Origin of the sequence: Dongia sp., from assembly GCF_041905885.1 — a bacterium.
Taxonomy (GTDB): Bacteria; Pseudomonadota; Alphaproteobacteria; order Dongiales; family Dongiaceae; genus Dongia.
In genome coordinates this window covers 114826-130015 of record NZ_JAYRKD010000008.1, presented here as the reverse complement: position 1 = coordinate 130015, position 15190 = coordinate 114826, and the positions used below count along the sequence as shown (strand labels likewise).

Sequence of the window (15190 nt, the reverse complement as noted above, 5' to 3'; positions counted from 1 at the left end):
GGCCTGGTAGTGGTATGATGACATGACCACTTCAGCCCCAGAGACAGATCCCTTGAGTTCAGCGGCCAAAACCAACCGCGCCTACGATCTCGCCTATTACGGCGACGATTTCACCGGGTCGACCGACGTCCTGGACGTGCTGGTGCGCGCCGGGATTCCGACCGTGCTGTTGCTCCGGGACCCGACGCCGGAACTGCTCGACCGATTCCCCGAAGCGCGGGCGGTCGGGGTCGCCGGCATGAGCCGCAGCAAGTCGCCGGACTGGATGGATGAGGCGCTGTCGCCGCTCTTCGCCAAGCTGCGCGATCTCGGCGCGCCCTTCGTTCACTACAAGGTCTGCTCGACCTTCGACTCATCGCCGAGCGTCGGCAGCATCGGCCGCGCCATCGACTGCGCCGCCACGGTCTTCCGGAATCGCGCTGTGCCTCTGGTGGTCGGCGCGCCGGCGCTGAAGCGATACACCACTTTCGGCAATCTCTTCGCGACGGTCGGCGACGTGACCTATCGGATCGACCGGCACCCGACCATGGCCCGCCATCCGGTGACGCCGATGGACGAGGCCGACCTCCGCCTGCATCTCGGGAAGCAGACCGCGCGCAAGATCGGCCTGGTCGATATCCTCGCCGTCAACGCCGGCACTGGCCTGGCAAGTTTCGAGGCCGAGCTCGCGGCGGGCGCCGAGATCGTCCTTATCGACGTGCTCGACGCGGAGTCGTCGCGCGAAGCAGGCCGCGTCATCGCGGCCTCGGCCGAGCCGGTGCAGTTCCTGGCCGGCTCTTCCGGCGTCGAATACGCGCTCTGCGCCTATTGGGAATCGATCGGCCGCATCGTGCGGCCGGCCGCGCTGCCGGAGCTGCGGGCCAACGGACCCCTGCTGGTGGTTTCCGGCAGCTGCTCGCCGGTCACTTCCGGCCAGATCGCCGCGGCGCGGGCGCAAGGCTTTGAAACGATTGCACTCGATCCGGTCAAGTTGCTCGAAGGGCAAGCTGAAACGCATCGCGCCGCTCGGGCTGCCGAGGCGGTTCTCGGTCGTGGCCAGAGTGTGGTCGTTTACAGCGCCGAGGCGCCCGATCCGTCGGCCGTAAAAGCATTGCAGGCCCGCGCCGGCACCGAAGTTTTGAACGAAAAGATCGGGGTGGCGCTGGCAACGGTCGTCTCCAGCGCCCGCGAGCCTGGGCTCATCCGCCGTGCGGTCATCGCCGGCGGCGATACCTCCGGCGCGGTGGCGCAGGCGATGCGGCTTGAAGCCTTGACGATGATCGCCCCCACCGTGCCGGGCGCGCCGCTCTGCCGCGCGACGGCGGAGACGGATGTGGTCGACGGAATCGAAGTCGTGTTCAAGGGCGGCCAGATCGGCGGCCCGGATTACTTCATCGGCCTGCGCGACGGCGCGGCCTGACACGGGAGAGAATAGGATGACTGCCATCGCGATCATGGGTGCCGGCGGGAAGATGGGCTATCGCCTGTCGCGCAACTTGAAGGGCCACGGCCATGACATGCGCTATGTCGAGGTGAGCCCGGCCGGCCAGGAGCGGATGAAGGAGCTCGGCATCTCCGCCTCGCCGCAGGAGGTTGCGCTGAAGGGGGCCGAGGTGGTGATCCTGGCCGTGCCCGACACCTTGATCGGCAAGATCTCACATGCCATCTCGCCGCAACTGGCGAGCGGCACCATGGTGGTGGCGCTGGACCCGGCGGCGCCTTTCGCCGGCGAGCTGCCGAAGCGCGACGACCTGAGCTATTTCGTCACCCATCCCTGCCATCCGCCGATCATCAACGACGAGACCCAGCCCGATGCGAAGAAGGATTTCTTCGGCGGGTTGGCGGCGAAGCAGAGCATCGTCTGCGCGCTGATGCAGGGACCGGAAGCGCATTACGCCAAGGGCGAGACGATCGCCAAGCAGATGTATGCACCGATCCTCCGCTCGCATCGCGTAACCGTCGAGCAGATGGCGATCCTGGAACCGGCCTTGAGCGAGACCATGGCGATCACCTTCATCGCCATGATGCGCGAGGGCATGGAGGAGGCGGTGCGCCGCGGCGTGCCGCGCGAGGCCGCCTTCGATTTCCTGATGGGGCATATCAACATCGGCATGGCGGTGGTGTTCGACCAGTTGCCGGGCGCGGTCTTCTCCGATGCGGCGCAGAAGGCGATCGCCAACGCGCGGGGGCGGATCTTCAAGCCGGACTGGCTCAACGTCTTCGACAAGGGCGAGATTTCCGAGAGCATCCAGCGCATCACCCGCTGAGGTCTTCCATTGTCGCTGATCGTCCTCACCTATCTCCTGGAAACACCCGGCAGCGTCGAGGCGCTGGCCGCCAAGATCGCCAGCGACCAGTCCACCGGCACCTTCGTGCCGGTGCCGGGCGAAACCGAGGAATTGAAGAACCGCGTCGCGGCGCGGGTGCTGGACCTCCGTCCGTTGCCGCCGGTGACAATGCCGTCGCTGCCGCAGCAGGGGTCAGGACCCTATAACCGGGGCGAGGCCGATATCGGCTTTCCCTTCGAGGCGATCGGCACCGATCTTTCGGCGCTGATGACGATTGCGATCGGTGGGGCATTCTCGATCCGTGGCCTGACCGGGATTCGAATCGTCGGCCTGAAGCTTCCTGAGGAGTTCCGCGGCGCCTATCCAGGGCCGCAGTTCGGTGTAGCCGGAACCCGCAGGCTGACCGGGGTCACGGATCGTCCGGTCATCGGCACGATCATCAAGCCGGCTTTGGGCTTGCGTCCGCCGGAGACGGCTGCGCTGGTCGGCGAGCTCATTCGTTCGGGCGTCGATTTCATCAAGGACGACGAGAAGCTGATGAGCCCGGCCTATTCGCCGCTCGAGCAGAGGATCTCGGCGATCATGCCCCTGGTGCTCGATCACGAGCAGAAGACCGGCAAGAAGGTGATGGTCGCCTTCGGGATCTCCCACACGGATCCCGACCAGATGATGCGCAACCACGATCTCGTGGTGGAGGCAGGCGGCAACTGCGCCGTCGTCAACATCAACTCGATCGGAATGGGCGCGATGGCTTTCCTCAGGAAGCGCAGCCAGATCGCCTTGCACGCGCACCGCAACGGCTGGGACATCCTGACCCGCCATCCCGGACTCGGTTTCGATTTCTCGGTCTGGCAGCAGTTCTGGCGGCTGTTGGGTGTCGACCAATTCCAGATCAACGGCATCCAGTCGAAATACTGGGAGCCGGATGATTCATTCGTGCGCTCGTTCAAGGCGGTGAGCACGCCGCTCTTCTCACCGGAGGATTGCCCGATGCCGGTCGCCGGCTCCGGGCAATGGGGCGGCCAGGCGCCGGAGACCTATGCCCGCACCGGCCGCACCGTCGATCTCCTCTATCTCTGCGGCGGCGGGATCGTGAGCCATCCCGGCGGTCCCGCGGCCGGCGTCGTCGCCGTGCAGCAGGCTTGGGCCGCCGCGGTCGAGGGCATCCCGCTGGAGACCTACGCCAAGACCCATCCCGAGCTGCGGCAGGCGATCGAGAAGTTCGGCAAGGACGCGTGATCCGAGCGCCGGGTTTGTGTTAAGACCTCCGGCATGACCGCTGCCCCCGATTTCGAAATCTTCCTGGTGACCGCGCCGGGCCTGGAAACCGCGCTCGCCGCCGAGGCGTGCGAGAAGCGCTTCCGCGATCCCAGGATCATCAAGGGCGGCGTCACCGTGCAGGGCGGCTGGCCCGAAGTCTGGCGCGCCAACCTGGAACTGCGCGGCGCCGCCCGCGTGCTGGCGCGGATCGCCGAGTTTCGGGCAATGCATGTGGCGCAGCTCGACAAGCGATCGCGCAAGGTCGCCTGGGGCGAGATCCTGCGCGCCGACCAGCCGTTCTGGGTCGAGGCTTCATGCAAGGCTTCGCGCATCTATCACCAGGGCGCCGCGGCCCAGCGGGTGACCAAGGCGATCCAGGGCACGCTCGGCGCGTCGGCCTCCGAAGACGCCGAGGTCGTCATCAAGGCGCGGATCGACGACGATCTCTGCACCATCAGCGTCGATACCTCGGGCGAGTCACTGCACAAGCGCGGGCATAAGGAAGCCGTCGCCAAGGCACCGATGCGCGAGAATCTGGCCGCCCTGTTCCTGCGGCAATGCGGCTTCGACGGCAAGGAGCCGGTGGTCGATCCGATGTGCGGCTCCGGCACCTTCGTCATCGAAGCGGCCGAGATCGCCGCCGGGCTGCAGCCAGGCCGATCGCGGCGCTTTGCCTTCGAGCAGTTGAAGACTTTCGACTCCGTTGCCTGGAACCGGATGCGCGCCGGCAAGCCGGCGGCACTTCCCGATGGAATCAAGTTTCACGGCAGCGACCGCGACGCGGGCGCGGTGGCGATGAGCCGGGCCAATGCCGAACGCGCCGGCGTTGCGTCACTGACCGCGTTCAAGCAGCAGGCGATCAGCGACCTGACGCCGCCGGAGGGCAAGCCGGGCCTGGTGATCGCCAACCCGCCCTACGGCGCGCGGATCGGGGATCGTAAGCAGCTGACCGCGCTCTATCGCGCGCTGGGCCAGACCTTGCTCGCCAAGTTCAGCGGCTGGCGCGTCGGCATCATCACCAACGAAACGCCGCTGGCGGAAGCGACCGGCCTGCCGTTCCTGCCGCCGGGCGATCCGGTATCGCATGGCGGCATCCGCGTCCGCCTGTTCCAGACCCAGCCGCTGCCCTAGTAACGCTTCGCCTCGCCGACAGTCTTGCCGGAGGGGCGTGTTCGCGGACGCAGGCCAGAGCCGCGTCGCGCAGCAGGGCGACGTCGACCGCCAGCGGGACCATCTTGTAGCCGGCGGCGAAGAGTTCCTTCGGCGTGGCGCCGGCGCTGGGCACCGTGCCCATGATCTTGCCGGTCTTCTTCAGTGCAGCCTCGGCCTCGGCGACCAGCTTGCGGACGTCGGGATGATCGAGTTGCTCCAGCCGGCCGATCGAGCCGCCGAGGTCGTTGACGCCGATGAAGGCGACATCGACGCCCTCGACGCCGGCGATCTCGGCCGCATGCTTCACCGCCGATTGGGATTCGATCTGCAGGACCAGGAGCAGGTTGTCATTGGCGCGGTGGATGTAGTCCTTGACCTTCCCGTAGGAGGAGGCGCGCACCACCGGGGCCGCATAGCCGCGCGCTCCCTGCGGCGGGTAGCGGCAGGCGTGCACGGCGGCCTTGGCTTCCTCGGCGGTTTCGATCTGCGGGATCATCAGGCTGTCGGCGCCGACTTCCAGGATCCGCTTCAGGAATATGGGATCGTTGGAGGGCACGCGGATGACCGCGGTCATGTCGGTCAATTGCGCGGCGCGGATCATCTCGGTGGCGGTGGCGATGTCGCCCTGGCCGTGCTCCAGGTCGATCACCACGAAATCGAAGCCGGCATGGCCGAGGATCTCGACCACGGTCGAACTGCCGGTATCGACCCAGCAACCGAACACGGACTCGCCCTGGGCGAGCCGCCGCTTCAAAGCATTTTCCCGATACATTGATTTCCGCCGGAGGAGGTTTACGACTCCGGCAGTTCTAGCACCTAACGCGCCTTGGCGGCGAGCCAGAGCCGGTGGCCGTTGCGAAACCAGACCGCGATCAGGCCGAGCAGCAGGGTGCAGGCGAAGACTCCGATCGTGCCGCCGGACGGGCCGGCCGCGACGCCGTCGCGCCACTGGCGCAGCAGCAGGCCGGTCAGGGAGCCCAAAGTCACCATGATGACCAGGGTGCCCAGGGCCCAGAGGCGGAAATGATGCCGGAAGTCGCTCATGGGACGGTTTTATAGGGTGATTCCTAACAATCCGGAAATTCAGGAAAAGCCCTTAGCCGGGAGCCAAAAACGCATTGGCAAGGCGGTTTTCGGCCCATTAGCCTCTGCCGCCAAGGACCGAAAAGGCCGTTTTTCACCAATTCCTTAGGGATCGATCCATGAAGTCTCAAGCCCGTGTAGTCGTCATCGGCGGCGGTGTCGTCGGCTGTTCCGTGCTCTACCACCTGACCAAGGCCGGCTGGAAAGACGTGGTCCTGGTTGAGCGCGACCGGCTGACCTCGGGCTCGACCTGGCACGCGGCGGGCGGCTTCCATACCCTCAACGGCGATCCCAATGTCGCCAAGCTGCAGGGCTACACGATCGGTCTCTACAACGAGCTCGAAAAGATCTCCGGCGAGAGCTGCGGCCTGCACCGCTCCGGCGGCCTCATTCTGGCGGAGACGCCGGAGCGGCTGGAATGGCTGAAGATGGCCCATGCCCGCGCCCGCTATCTTGGCCTCGAGACCGAGATGCTGACCATGGCCGAGGCGAAGAAGATGCATCCGATGCTTGAGGAGCAGTATTTCGTCGGCGCCATGCTGGACGCCGCCGACGGCAACCTCGATCCCAACGGCACCACCAACGCCTATGCCAAGTCGGCGAAGATCGCCGGCGCCGAGATCTACCAGAGCACCCGCGTGACCGACCTGCAGGCGCGCAAGGACGGGAGTTGGGACGTCATCACCGACCAGGGCAACATCCACGCCGAGCATGTCGTCAATTGCGGCGGCCTCTGGGCCCGCGAAGTCGGCCGCATGGTCGGCCTGGAGCTCCCCGTGCTCGCCATGGAGCACATGTATCTGGTGACCGAGGACATGCAGGAGGTGATCTCCTACAACAAGGAGCGCGGCCACGAGCTGCCGCATATCATCGACTTCAAGTCCGAGATCTACATGCGCCAGGAGCGCCAGGGCATGGTGCTCGGCACCTATGAGCAGGCCTGCGTCCCCTGGCAGCCCAGGGAGACGCCCTGGAGCTTCGGCCAGGAGCTGCTGCAGCCGGATCTCGACCGGATCGCGCCCAATCTGGAGCTCGGCTACAAGCATTTTCCGGCGCTGGAGAATGCCGGCATCAAGCGGGTCATCAACGGCCCCTTCACCTTCTCGCCCGATGGCAACCCGCTGGTGGGACCGGTCCAGGGTCTGCGGAACTTCTGGTGCGCCTGCGCGGTCATGGCCGGCTTCAGCCAGGGCGGCGGCGTCGGCCTTGCCTTGTCGCAATGGATGGTGAACGGCGATCCCGGCTTCGACGTCTGGGCCATGGACGTGGCGCGCTTCGGCGAATGGGCGACTCGCTCCTACACCAACGAGAAGGTGCGCGAGAACTATGCCCGCCGCTTCTCGGTCCGCTTCCCGAACGAGGAACTGCCGGCCGCGCGGCCGCAGCAGACCACCGCGCTCTATGACACCATGATCGCGCAGGGCGCGGTCATGGGCGACAGCTGGGGCCTGGAGACGCCGCTCTGGTTCGCGCCGAAGGGCGTCGAGCCCAAGGATATCGTCTCCTTCCACCGCTCCAACGACTTCAAGCATGTGAAAGCCGAGGTGCTCGGCACCCGCAACGGCGTCGGCGTGACGGAGATCGCGAACTTCGCCAAGTATCGCTTCGAGGGATCCGGTGCCGAGGCCTTCCTCTCGCGCCTCATGACCAACAAGATGCCGCGCACCGGCCGCATCATCCTCACCCCCATGCTGAACCCGGGCGGCAAGCTGATCGGCGACTTCACCATCGCCAAGGCGGCGGACGAGCGCTTCTACATGTGGGGCTCCAGCCAAGCGCAGAAATATCACATGCGCTGGTTCGAGCAGCACCTGCCGGCCGACGGCTCGGTCCGGATCCACCGCTACGACATGGGCCTGGTCGGCCTCTCGATCGCAGGCCCGAAGTCGCGCGACGTGCTGCAGGCCATGACCGACGAGGACGTCTCCAACGCCGCCTTCAAGTTCATGGACCATCGGTCGATGGACATCGGCAATGTCCCGGCGCTGATCAACCGGGTCACCTATACCGGCGACCTCGGCTACGAGATCTGGGTGGCACCCGAATACCAGCGCCGGCTCTATCAGGCCATCATGAAGGCGGGCAAGCCGCATGGCATCGTCAATTTCGGCATGCGGGCGCTGCTCTCGATGCGCCTGGAGAAGAACTTCCCGACCTGGTACCGCGAGCTCAGGCCGATCTACGGCGTGTTCGAGGCCGGCCTCGACCGCTTCATCGATCTCGGCAAGAACGACTTCATCGGCCGCGAAGCCGCGACCGAAGAGAAGCGGAGCGGCGGCAAATTGCGCCGCGTCTCGATGATCGTCGAGGCCGGCGATTGTGACGTGCTCGGCGACGAGCCGATCTGGCACAAGGGCAAGGTCGTGGGCTGGGTCACCTCCGGCGGCTATGCGCATTATGTCGACAAGTCGATGGCGCAAGGATATGTGCCGAAGGAGCTGGCCGGCGAAACCGGGCAGGGCGCGTTCGAGATCGAGATCATCGGCGAGAACCGCAAGGCCACGATCCTCATCGACCCGCCGTTCGATCCCGAAGGCAAGCGGATGCGGTCGTAGCAACCAGTCGTCATCCGCGGGCCTGGTCCGCGGATGAAGAGTTGAGAGAGGGCCGAGCATGACCTCAACGAATCCACTCATCGGCACCTGGCGTGTCGTCTCCTTCACGCGCTTCAACAAGGAAGGCGTCGCCGGCCAGCCGCTCGGCGCGCATCCAAGCGGTTACGCGGTGTTCGACGCGACCGGGCATGCTTTCATCCAACTCGGGAGAAGCCCGAATGACGGCGGCTTTCCCGATGAGATCGCGAAATCGCTGATGTGCTATTTCGGTCCCTATTCAATCAGCGGCGATAAGGTCCGCGTCACGGTCGAGGCCAGCAACATGGCCGACTATCTCGGCAGCGTGCAGGAGCGGAACTTCGAGGTCTCAGGCGATGCCATGACCATCGGCACGCCGGGCAAGTATCAGGCGAAGCTGCAGCGGGTCACTTGACGGCGAGCCGCGAACCTTTACGCGATCACCCGTCTAATTCCAATAACCGGCTGATCCATCGAGCAGAATCTCTTTAATGGCCGGCGCCGCATGCTTGCTGGCGTAAAGGCCCTGTAAAGGTTCCGCCTGATTGGTTCGCAGTTTCGCGCGCGATGGTGAGCGCGGCACCGTCGACCAACCGCAGAAGATTATAGCCGATTTATCTCAAGGGCTCCAGCCTGGACGCTTGGCGGATGCGCGTTACTTGAATTCCAGCGCGGCGTCCTCGAGCCATTCCCAGACGTTCAGCGCGAAGGTCCGCATTGCGTAGAGCTCGAAGCGCTGCTCGGCGATGCAATGCAGGAGAACCGGCGTGTGATGGACGCCGGTTTGCGCGAACTTGCCCGGCGTGAAGACGCGCTCGTGCAGATCGATCGGGATGCCTTTGCGCAAGACGTCGCGCGCGGCGCGGCCTTCGATCGAGATCCGACTGCGGCTGGAGGAGAGCGGGGTGACGATCGCCTTGCCTGCGAGGCGAGAAGCGAGATCGTCATTCGCCGGTCCGACGAACCAGAAGCTCTGCGGGCCGGTCCGGAAGACGGTGCGGCCGTTGCTTTCGGCCGCCTGATCGTTGGTCGTCGGCAAGGCGCCGGCGACGGCTGTGACATCAGCCTCGAAGCCGCCGAAGCCCGCGACCTGGGTCAGGGTGAAGTTGCGCACTTCGCCGAGCGTCAAGGCCGCCCAGGCGAAGGGATGCGCGGTGGCGAGGGCGGATCGCTTCTCAAGCATGGAGGCGCTTCCCTTCGGGGTCGATGAAATGCGGGCTGACAATCTTGGCACGGGTCAGCTCGTTCTTCAGCGGGAAGGCGCAGAGGATTTCCTCGCCGACATGCTTCAGGCCGCCGTTATAGAGGGCGAGCGCAATCGTCTTCTGCAATTCGACCGACCAGGTGACCGAGGTGATGTAGCCGCGGCCATGGCCTTTGATCTCGTCGTCCTTGGCGAAGAGGATCGCGCCGCCGCGCAGCCGCTTCTCCGGCTCCAAGAGCTCGAGGCCGACCAGGCTCCAGCGCTCCGGCGCCTGGTAGATCGGGCGCTGGCGGAGCTCCTTGCCGATATAGGGCTTTTCTTTCGCGGCCATCTTGCCGAGGCCGAGATCATCCAAGGTGTTGCGATGGTCGAGCTCGAGGCCAGCAACATGGCCCTTTTCGATGCGGAGACTCGCCAAGGCTTCGAGGCCGTAGGGCTTGATGCCGAGCGGAGCGCCGGTCTTGATGAAGTGTTCCCAGAGCGCGGTGGCGTAATCCGCGGGCAGGTGGACTTCGTAGGCAAGCTCGCCGGAAAAGCTGAGGCGGAGCAGCCGGATCGGGGCGCCTTCGAAATTGATTTCGAGGCAGCCCATGTAAGGCAGCCTCGCGTCCGAGACATCGACGCCGGGGAAGGCGAGTTCGAGCGCTTGGCGCGATTTCGGGCCGGAGATTGCCATGCCGGCCCATTCGTCGGTCAATGAGGCGACATGGACCTTCAAATCGGTCCACTGGGTCTGCAGCAGGAATTCCAGCCAGGACATGACCTCGCCGGCCTGGGCCGTCGTGGTGGTCGTGTAGAACTGAGTCTCGGAGATCCGCGTGGTGGTGCCGTCGTCCAGCACCACGCCGTCGTCGTTCAGCATCACGCCGTAGCGCGCCTTGCCGACGGGGAGCTTGGCGAAGCCGTTGACATAGACCCGGTTCAGAAACTCGGCGGCATCCGGTCCCTGCACGTCGATCTTGCCGAGGGTGGAGACGTCGGAGATGCCGACGCCGCGCCGCACCAGCTCCATCTCCTTGACGTAGGCGGTCTCGGGCGTGTCGCCGGCCCAGGTGTAATACCAGGCGCGCTTCCAGAGTCCCGCATCGATGAAGACGCCGCCATTGGCCGCGTGCCAGTCGTGCAAAGGCGAGCGCCGGGTCGGACGGAAATGGCCACCGATGGTGCGGCCCGCAATCGCGCCCAAGGAGACGCCGGTATAGGGCGGGCGGAAAGTGGTGGTGCCGGCCTGCTCCAAGGGCAGACCGCGCAGCTCGGCCATCTCGGCCAGCGCGATGATGTTCGAGGTCTTGCCCTGGTCGGTGCCCATGCCGAGCGTGGTGTAGCGCTTCAAGTGCTCGACCGAGTGATAGCCCTCTTGATGCGCGTTCTTGATGTCCTTGGCCGTGACATCGTTCTGGAAATCGACAAAAGCTTTGCCCCGGGGATTTCCATGGGGGCGTTTGGGCGGCATCCAGGCCGGCAGGATCGCGTAGGCGCGGTCTTCGCCCGCGGCGGCCGGCAGTGCTTGCGGTGCGGTGCCGGCGGCCTTGGCGCCGGCTTCCGTGCCTTCACGGATCGCGGCGTTGAGGCCGAAGGTGCCGATGCAGGCGCCGGCGCCGGAATGGCTCGGCGCGAAGCCGCCCGGCACGAAGCCGACCACGCGCGCGTCATAGCGCGGCTTGATCCCGCCATGGCTGGTCAGATGCACGACCGGCGACCAGCCGCCGGAAACGCCGACCACATCGCAGGTGACGGTGCGTTCCTCTGCGCCCTGGAGCGCAGCATGCAGGGTGCCTTTGCCCTTCACATCGACCACCGATGTTCCGGTCAGGATCTCGATGCCCTTTCGGGTCTTGAGGTCGGCGGCGATCGTGTCGCGGCTGTCGGCGACGATCACCTCGAGGCCCTGCGCCGCGAGATCGTAGGCGGTGGCATAGGCGGTGTCGTTGTTGGTCGCGATCACCGCGCGGCCCGCGGGGGCCACGCCGAAGCGATTCAGATAGGTCCGCACCGCCGAAGCCAGCATCACGCCCGGCCGGTCGTTGTTGGCGAAGACCAGCGGCCGCTCGATGGCGCCGGTCGCAAACACGATCGCCTTGGCCTGCAGCATGGTCAGGACCTGGCGCGCCTGGCCCTTGGCGGGATCCGGCTGCCGGTGGTCGCGGCGCTCGACCAGCACCACCATGTTGTCGTCATAGAGGCCGATCGCGCTCGTGTGGGTCAGCGCGCGGATGTTGGCGGCTTGGTTTATCTCAGCCAGGCGCGCGTTCAGCCAATCACCTTGCGCGGGATCGGAGAGCAAGCCGCCGCCGAGCTCGGAATCCTGCTCGACCAGCACGACCCGCGCGCCGTCGCGTGCGGCGCTCAAGGCGGCGGCGATGCCGGCGGCACCGGCGCCGATCACCAGCACTTCGCAGAAATCGAAGCGGGTGTCATAGCGGTCGGGATCGGCGGCTTCGGTGGCGGCGCCCAGGCCGGCGGCATTGCGGATGAAGGGCTCGTAGAACATCCAGGCGCCCTTGGTCGGGCCCATGAAGGTCTTGTAGTAGAAGCCCGACTGGAAGAGCGGCGCAGCCAGCTGGTTGATGCCCATCACGTCCAATTCGACGGAGGGCCAGGCATTCTGCGTGCGTGCGGTCAGGCCTTCGGTGAGATCGACGACCGTCCCGGGGATATTCGCTTCGGTGCGGGCACCGCCATGCAAAGTAAAGAGCGCGTTCGGCTCCTCGACACCGGCGGACATGATCCCGCGCGGGCGGTGATACTTGAAGCTACGCCCGACCAGGGTGACGTCGTTCGCCAGCAGCGCCGAAGCCAAGGTGTCGCCGACAAATCCGGAATACGATTTGCCGTCCAACGTGAAGCCGACGGTCTTGCTGCGGTCGAGGCGGCCGCCGGAAGGTAGTCGCCGGAAGGTCACTTGGCTTCCCCAACTTCATTGGTGGCGGTGTTGCGGGAGAGAGTGAACCAGCGCCGGCAACCCAGCACGTGCTGCCAATATTCCTGATGCGGGCCCTTGGGGTTGTCGAACAGGAAGTAGAAATCGTGCCAGGTCTTGAGATCGCCGGTGCCGTGTTTCGGGCGCTGCTTCGAGGCGTCGCCGCCGTAGCGGAACTCCGAATAGTCGCGCGGGCCGCAATGCGGGCAGGGTATCCTCATTGCTTCCAGGTCCAGTTGCCGGTGCCGTATTCGTCGAGCTCGCCGCCCTTCTCGAAACGGTCGAGGGAGAAGTCGCGGACCAGCTCATGCTCGTCGTCATGGGCGATGGTATGGGCGAAGGTCCAGCCCGAGGCCGGCGTCGCCTTGAAGCCCTGGTAGCACCAGCCGCCGTTGAGATAGAGATTCTTGACCGGCGTCTTGCCGATGAACGGGCTGCCGTCCGGGGTCATGTCCTGGATGCCGCCCCAGTGGCGCAGCAGGCGGACGCGGCTGACGAAGGGCATCAGCGAGACGGCGCATTCGGCGACGCCCTGGATCTTTGCGAACTGGCCGCGCTGGGTATAGGTGTTGAAGCCGTCGATATGGCCGCCGAACACCAGCCCGCCCTTGTCCGATTGCGAGAGATAGAAGAGCTCGGCACCCCAGGAGACGACATGATGCACGATCGGCTTCAGGGGCTCGGTGACAAAGGCCTGCAGGATATGGCTCTCGACCGGCAGCCGGAGACCCGCCATCTTCGCCACATGCGAGGTATGGCCGGCGACCGCGATGCCGACCTTGCCGGCATTGATCCGGCCGCGCGAGGTCTCGACGCCGGTCACCTTGCCGCCTTCCATCACGAAGCCGGTGACTTCGCAATTCTCGATGATGTCGATGCCCTGGCTGTCGGCCGAGCGGGCATAGCCCCAGGCGACCGCGTCATGGCGCGCGGTGCCGGCGCGCGGCTGGTGGATGGCGCCATAGACCGGCCAGCGCGCGTCCTTGGAATAGTCGAGATAGGGGAGGAGCTTCATCACCTCGCCGCGGTCGAGCAGCTCGGCGTCGATGCCGTTCAGGCGCATGGTGTTGCCCTTGCGGGCGAAGACGTCCATCTGCACGGGTGAGATCGCGACGATGACCTGGCCGCGCTGCGAGACCATGCAGTTGAAGTTGAGTTCGTGGGAGAGGCCTTCCCAGAGCTTCAGCGAATGCTCGAAGAAGGCGGTGTTGCCGCCCATCTGGTAGTTGGAGCGGATGATGGTGGTATTGCGCCCGACATTGCCGGAACCGATATAGGCCCGCTCCAGGATCGCGACGTTGCGGATGCCGTGATTCTTGGCGAGGTAATGCGCGGTGGCGAGGCCATGCCCGCCGCCGCCGACGATCACGACATCGTAGGAGGATTTCGGCTCGGGCGAGCGCCAGGCCCGCGGCCAGGGCAGGTCGGGATTGAGCGCGTGGCGGACGAGGGAAAAGGCGGAATACTTGGACACGGGCCGGAAGGTATCAGACCGAAACGGTCGCAAACAACAGGGGCCGCGTGGTATTGTCGCCCTCGTTCATTCCTTTTTTTCATGCACCGATTGAACCCCAGATAATCGAGCCATTGGCTGAATGTCCCATCGCGCGCTGATCGTCGCCCTGATCGTCCCATTGGCCGTCCTCATGGCGGCTTTCCAGAACCCGGTCCTGGCCCAGGAGAAACTGGTCAAGCTTTATGCCTGGAACGGCTACTTGAGCCCGACCGTGCTCGAGTCGTTCTCCCGCGCGAGCGGGACCAAGACCCAAGTCGAGACCTATGAGACCCCGGACGAGGCAGCGGCCAAGCTCGCCGGCGGCAATGCCGGCTATGACATCGTCGTGTTGAAAGCCGTGCCGCAGCTTTCACAGGCGATCCAGGCCGGCAAGTTCCAGCCGCTGGATGCCGCCCGGCTCCCGGCGCTGGCCGGGCAGGATCCGGCCCTGACCAAGCTCCTCGCCGGCGCAGACGTTCCGACCGCCTCCACCGGGATCTATCTCTGGGGCACGATCGGCCTCGCGCTCCGGACCGACCTGATCAGGAAGCGGGCGGAGGATGCACCGCTCAATTCCTATGCGCTGATCTTCGACGTGCGCTTCGCCAAGAAGCTGCAGGGTTGCGGCATCGGCCTGATCGACGACCCGATGGTGGTGCTGCCGATGGCGCTGCGCTATCTGGGGCTCGATCCCAACCAGGCCGACGAGCCGGAATGGGAGCGGGCCGCGGCGGTGGTGCAGAAGATCCGCCCCTATGTGAGGACCTTGGACTCGGCCAACCTGGTGAGCGGGCTTACCGGCAAGAAGCTCTGCCTCGCCACCGAATGGAACGGCGATGCGGTGCAGGCTGCGAACAAGCTCAAGGCCTCCGAGCCCGCGCCGAAAGCCGGCCAGGTGGCGGCGGTCATCGACTACGTGGTGCCGCGGGAAGGCGGGCTCGCCTTCATCGACGCCTTCGCCATCCCCAAGGACGCGCCGCATCCCGACGCCGCCTACGCCTTCCTCAACCATCTGCTGCAGCCGAAGATGATCGCCACCACCGCCGGTGAGATGGGCTATGCCAACGGGCAGCCGGGCAGCTATGACCAGGTCTATGCGCCGCTGGCGGCGGATCCGCGGATCTTCCCGACCGACGCGGTGAAGGCGAAGCTGGTCCTGGTCAAGCCGCTGGCCCCCGACCTGCAGCTCCGGGTCGACCAACTCTGGGCGCAGATCAAGGCCGGCGGCCCTTAGCG

The 15190-nt window shown here is 65.7% G+C and carries 13 protein-coding genes; 7 read left to right on the top strand and 6 right to left on the bottom strand.

Translation table 11 applies throughout. The features are described from left to right. Window positions 1–52: 52 nt before the first annotated feature. The 4 genes from ACH2CY_RS10755 to ACH2CY_RS10740 are packed head-to-tail and all read left to right on the top strand — an operon-like array spanning window position 53 to window position 4658. Entirely contained in the window at window positions 53–1399 is a 1347-nt protein-coding gene (locus tag ACH2CY_RS10755; protein ID WP_395018867.1) for a four-carbon acid sugar kinase family protein, read from the top strand. A gap of 16 nt (window positions 1400–1415) precedes the next feature. Continuing rightward, window positions 1416–2246 carry a phosphogluconate dehydrogenase C-terminal domain-containing protein gene (locus ACH2CY_RS10750; RefSeq protein ID WP_395018866.1) on the top strand — a complete coding sequence of 277 codons (831 nt, stop codon included), beginning with the start codon at window positions 1416–1418 and terminating at the stop codon, window positions 2244–2246. A gap of 9 nt (window positions 2247–2255) precedes the next feature. Beyond that, window positions 2256–3506, top strand: coding sequence for a 3-oxo-isoapionate-4-phosphate decarboxylase OiaX (oiaX, locus tag ACH2CY_RS10745; RefSeq protein WP_395018864.1), 1251 nt, complete (start codon window positions 2256–2258; stop codon window positions 3504–3506). Window positions 3507–3539: 33 nt separating this feature from the next. Beyond that, complete coding sequence (locus ACH2CY_RS10740; protein ID WP_395018862.1) at window positions 3540–4658, top strand: class I SAM-dependent RNA methyltransferase; 1119 nt, start codon at window positions 3540–3542, stop codon at window positions 4656–4658. Here ACH2CY_RS10740 and ACH2CY_RS10735 read toward each other — a convergent pair. Both ACH2CY_RS10735 and ACH2CY_RS10730 read right to left on the bottom strand, forming a co-directional pair. Further along, the gene (locus ACH2CY_RS10735; RefSeq protein ID WP_395018860.1) at window positions 4543–5433 is read right to left on the bottom strand and encodes an HpcH/HpaI aldolase/citrate lyase family protein; all 891 of its coding nucleotides are present in this window, start codon (window positions 5431–5433) and stop codon (window positions 4543–4545) included. The two genes, ACH2CY_RS10740 and ACH2CY_RS10735, sit on opposite strands and share 116 nt — an antisense overlap. 62 nt (window positions 5434–5495) lie before the next feature. Then, window positions 5496–5723, bottom strand: a complete 228-nt coding sequence (locus ACH2CY_RS10730) for a hypothetical protein (protein ID WP_395018859.1) — start codon at window positions 5721–5723, stop codon at window positions 5496–5498. A gap of 158 nt (window positions 5724–5881) precedes the next feature. Between ACH2CY_RS10730 and ACH2CY_RS10725 the strand changes: the two genes are divergently transcribed. Then, window positions 5882–8317, top strand: coding sequence for an FAD-dependent oxidoreductase (locus ACH2CY_RS10725; RefSeq protein WP_395018857.1), 2436 nt, complete (start codon window positions 5882–5884; stop codon window positions 8315–8317). 58 nt (window positions 8318–8375) lie between these two features. Then, window positions 8376–8750: a lipocalin-like domain-containing protein gene (locus tag ACH2CY_RS10720; protein WP_395018856.1), complete on the top strand. Its 375-nt coding sequence runs from the start codon at window positions 8376–8378 to the stop codon at window positions 8748–8750. 240 nt (window positions 8751–8990) lie between these two features. Here ACH2CY_RS10720 and ACH2CY_RS10715 read toward each other — a convergent pair whose 3' ends face one another. Genes ACH2CY_RS10715 through ACH2CY_RS10700 form a run of 4 tightly spaced genes read right to left on the bottom strand, consistent with a single transcriptional unit; the run spans window position 8991 to window position 13933 of the window. Beyond that, window positions 8991–9518, bottom strand: coding sequence for a sarcosine oxidase subunit gamma (locus ACH2CY_RS10715; RefSeq protein ID WP_395018855.1), 528 nt, complete (start codon window positions 9516–9518; stop codon window positions 8991–8993). Continuing rightward, window positions 9511–12441: a sarcosine oxidase subunit alpha family protein gene (locus tag ACH2CY_RS10710; RefSeq protein ID WP_395018853.1), complete on the bottom strand. Its 2931-nt coding sequence runs from the start codon at window positions 12439–12441 to the stop codon at window positions 9511–9513. Before ACH2CY_RS10710 ends, ACH2CY_RS10715 begins: the two co-directional genes overlap by 8 nt. After that, window positions 12438–12680 carry a sarcosine oxidase subunit delta gene (locus ACH2CY_RS10705; RefSeq protein ID WP_395018851.1) on the bottom strand — a complete coding sequence of 81 codons (243 nt, stop codon included), beginning with the start codon at window positions 12678–12680 and terminating at the stop codon, window positions 12438–12440. Before ACH2CY_RS10705 ends, ACH2CY_RS10710 begins: the two co-directional genes overlap by 4 nt. After that, on the bottom strand, window positions 12677–13933 hold the full coding sequence (locus ACH2CY_RS10700; RefSeq protein ID WP_395018849.1) for a sarcosine oxidase subunit beta family protein: 1257 nt from the start codon (window positions 13931–13933) through the stop codon (window positions 12677–12679). The genes ACH2CY_RS10705 and ACH2CY_RS10700 overlap by 4 nt, the downstream gene beginning before the upstream one ends. Before the next feature lie 121 nt (window positions 13934–14054). Here ACH2CY_RS10700 and ACH2CY_RS10695 point away from each other — a divergent pair, with 121 nt between their 5' ends. Beyond that, on the top strand, window positions 14055–15188 hold the full coding sequence (locus ACH2CY_RS10695; protein WP_395018847.1) for an extracellular solute-binding protein: 1134 nt from the start codon (window positions 14055–14057) through the stop codon (window positions 15186–15188). Window positions 15189–15190 lie beyond the last annotated feature (2 nt).

Coding starts and splice junctions, on each gene's coding strand:
- ACH2CY_RS10750 (WP_395018866.1), top strand. CDS start 1,416: ATGACTGCCATCGCGATCATGGGTGCCGGCGGGAAGATGGGCTATCGC.
- ACH2CY_RS10740 (WP_395018862.1), top strand. CDS start 3,540: ATGACCGCTGCCCCCGATTTCGAAATCTTCCTGGTGACCGCGCCGGGC.
- ACH2CY_RS10730 (WP_395018859.1), bottom strand. CDS start 5,723: ATGAGCGACTTCCGGCATCATTTCCGCCTCTGGGCCCTGGGCACCCTG.
- ACH2CY_RS10725 (WP_395018857.1), top strand. CDS start 5,882: ATGAAGTCTCAAGCCCGTGTAGTCGTCATCGGCGGCGGTGTCGTCGGC.
- ACH2CY_RS10720 (WP_395018856.1), top strand. CDS start 8,376: ATGACCTCAACGAATCCACTCATCGGCACCTGGCGTGTCGTCTCCTTC.
- ACH2CY_RS10715 (WP_395018855.1), bottom strand. CDS start 9,518: ATGCTTGAGAAGCGATCCGCCCTCGCCACCGCGCATCCCTTCGCCTGG.
- ACH2CY_RS10705 (WP_395018851.1), bottom strand. CDS start 12,680: ATGAGGATACCCTGCCCGCATTGCGGCCCGCGCGACTATTCGGAGTTC.
- ACH2CY_RS10695 (WP_395018847.1), top strand. CDS start 14,055: ATGTCCCATCGCGCGCTGATCGTCGCCCTGATCGTCCCATTGGCCGTC.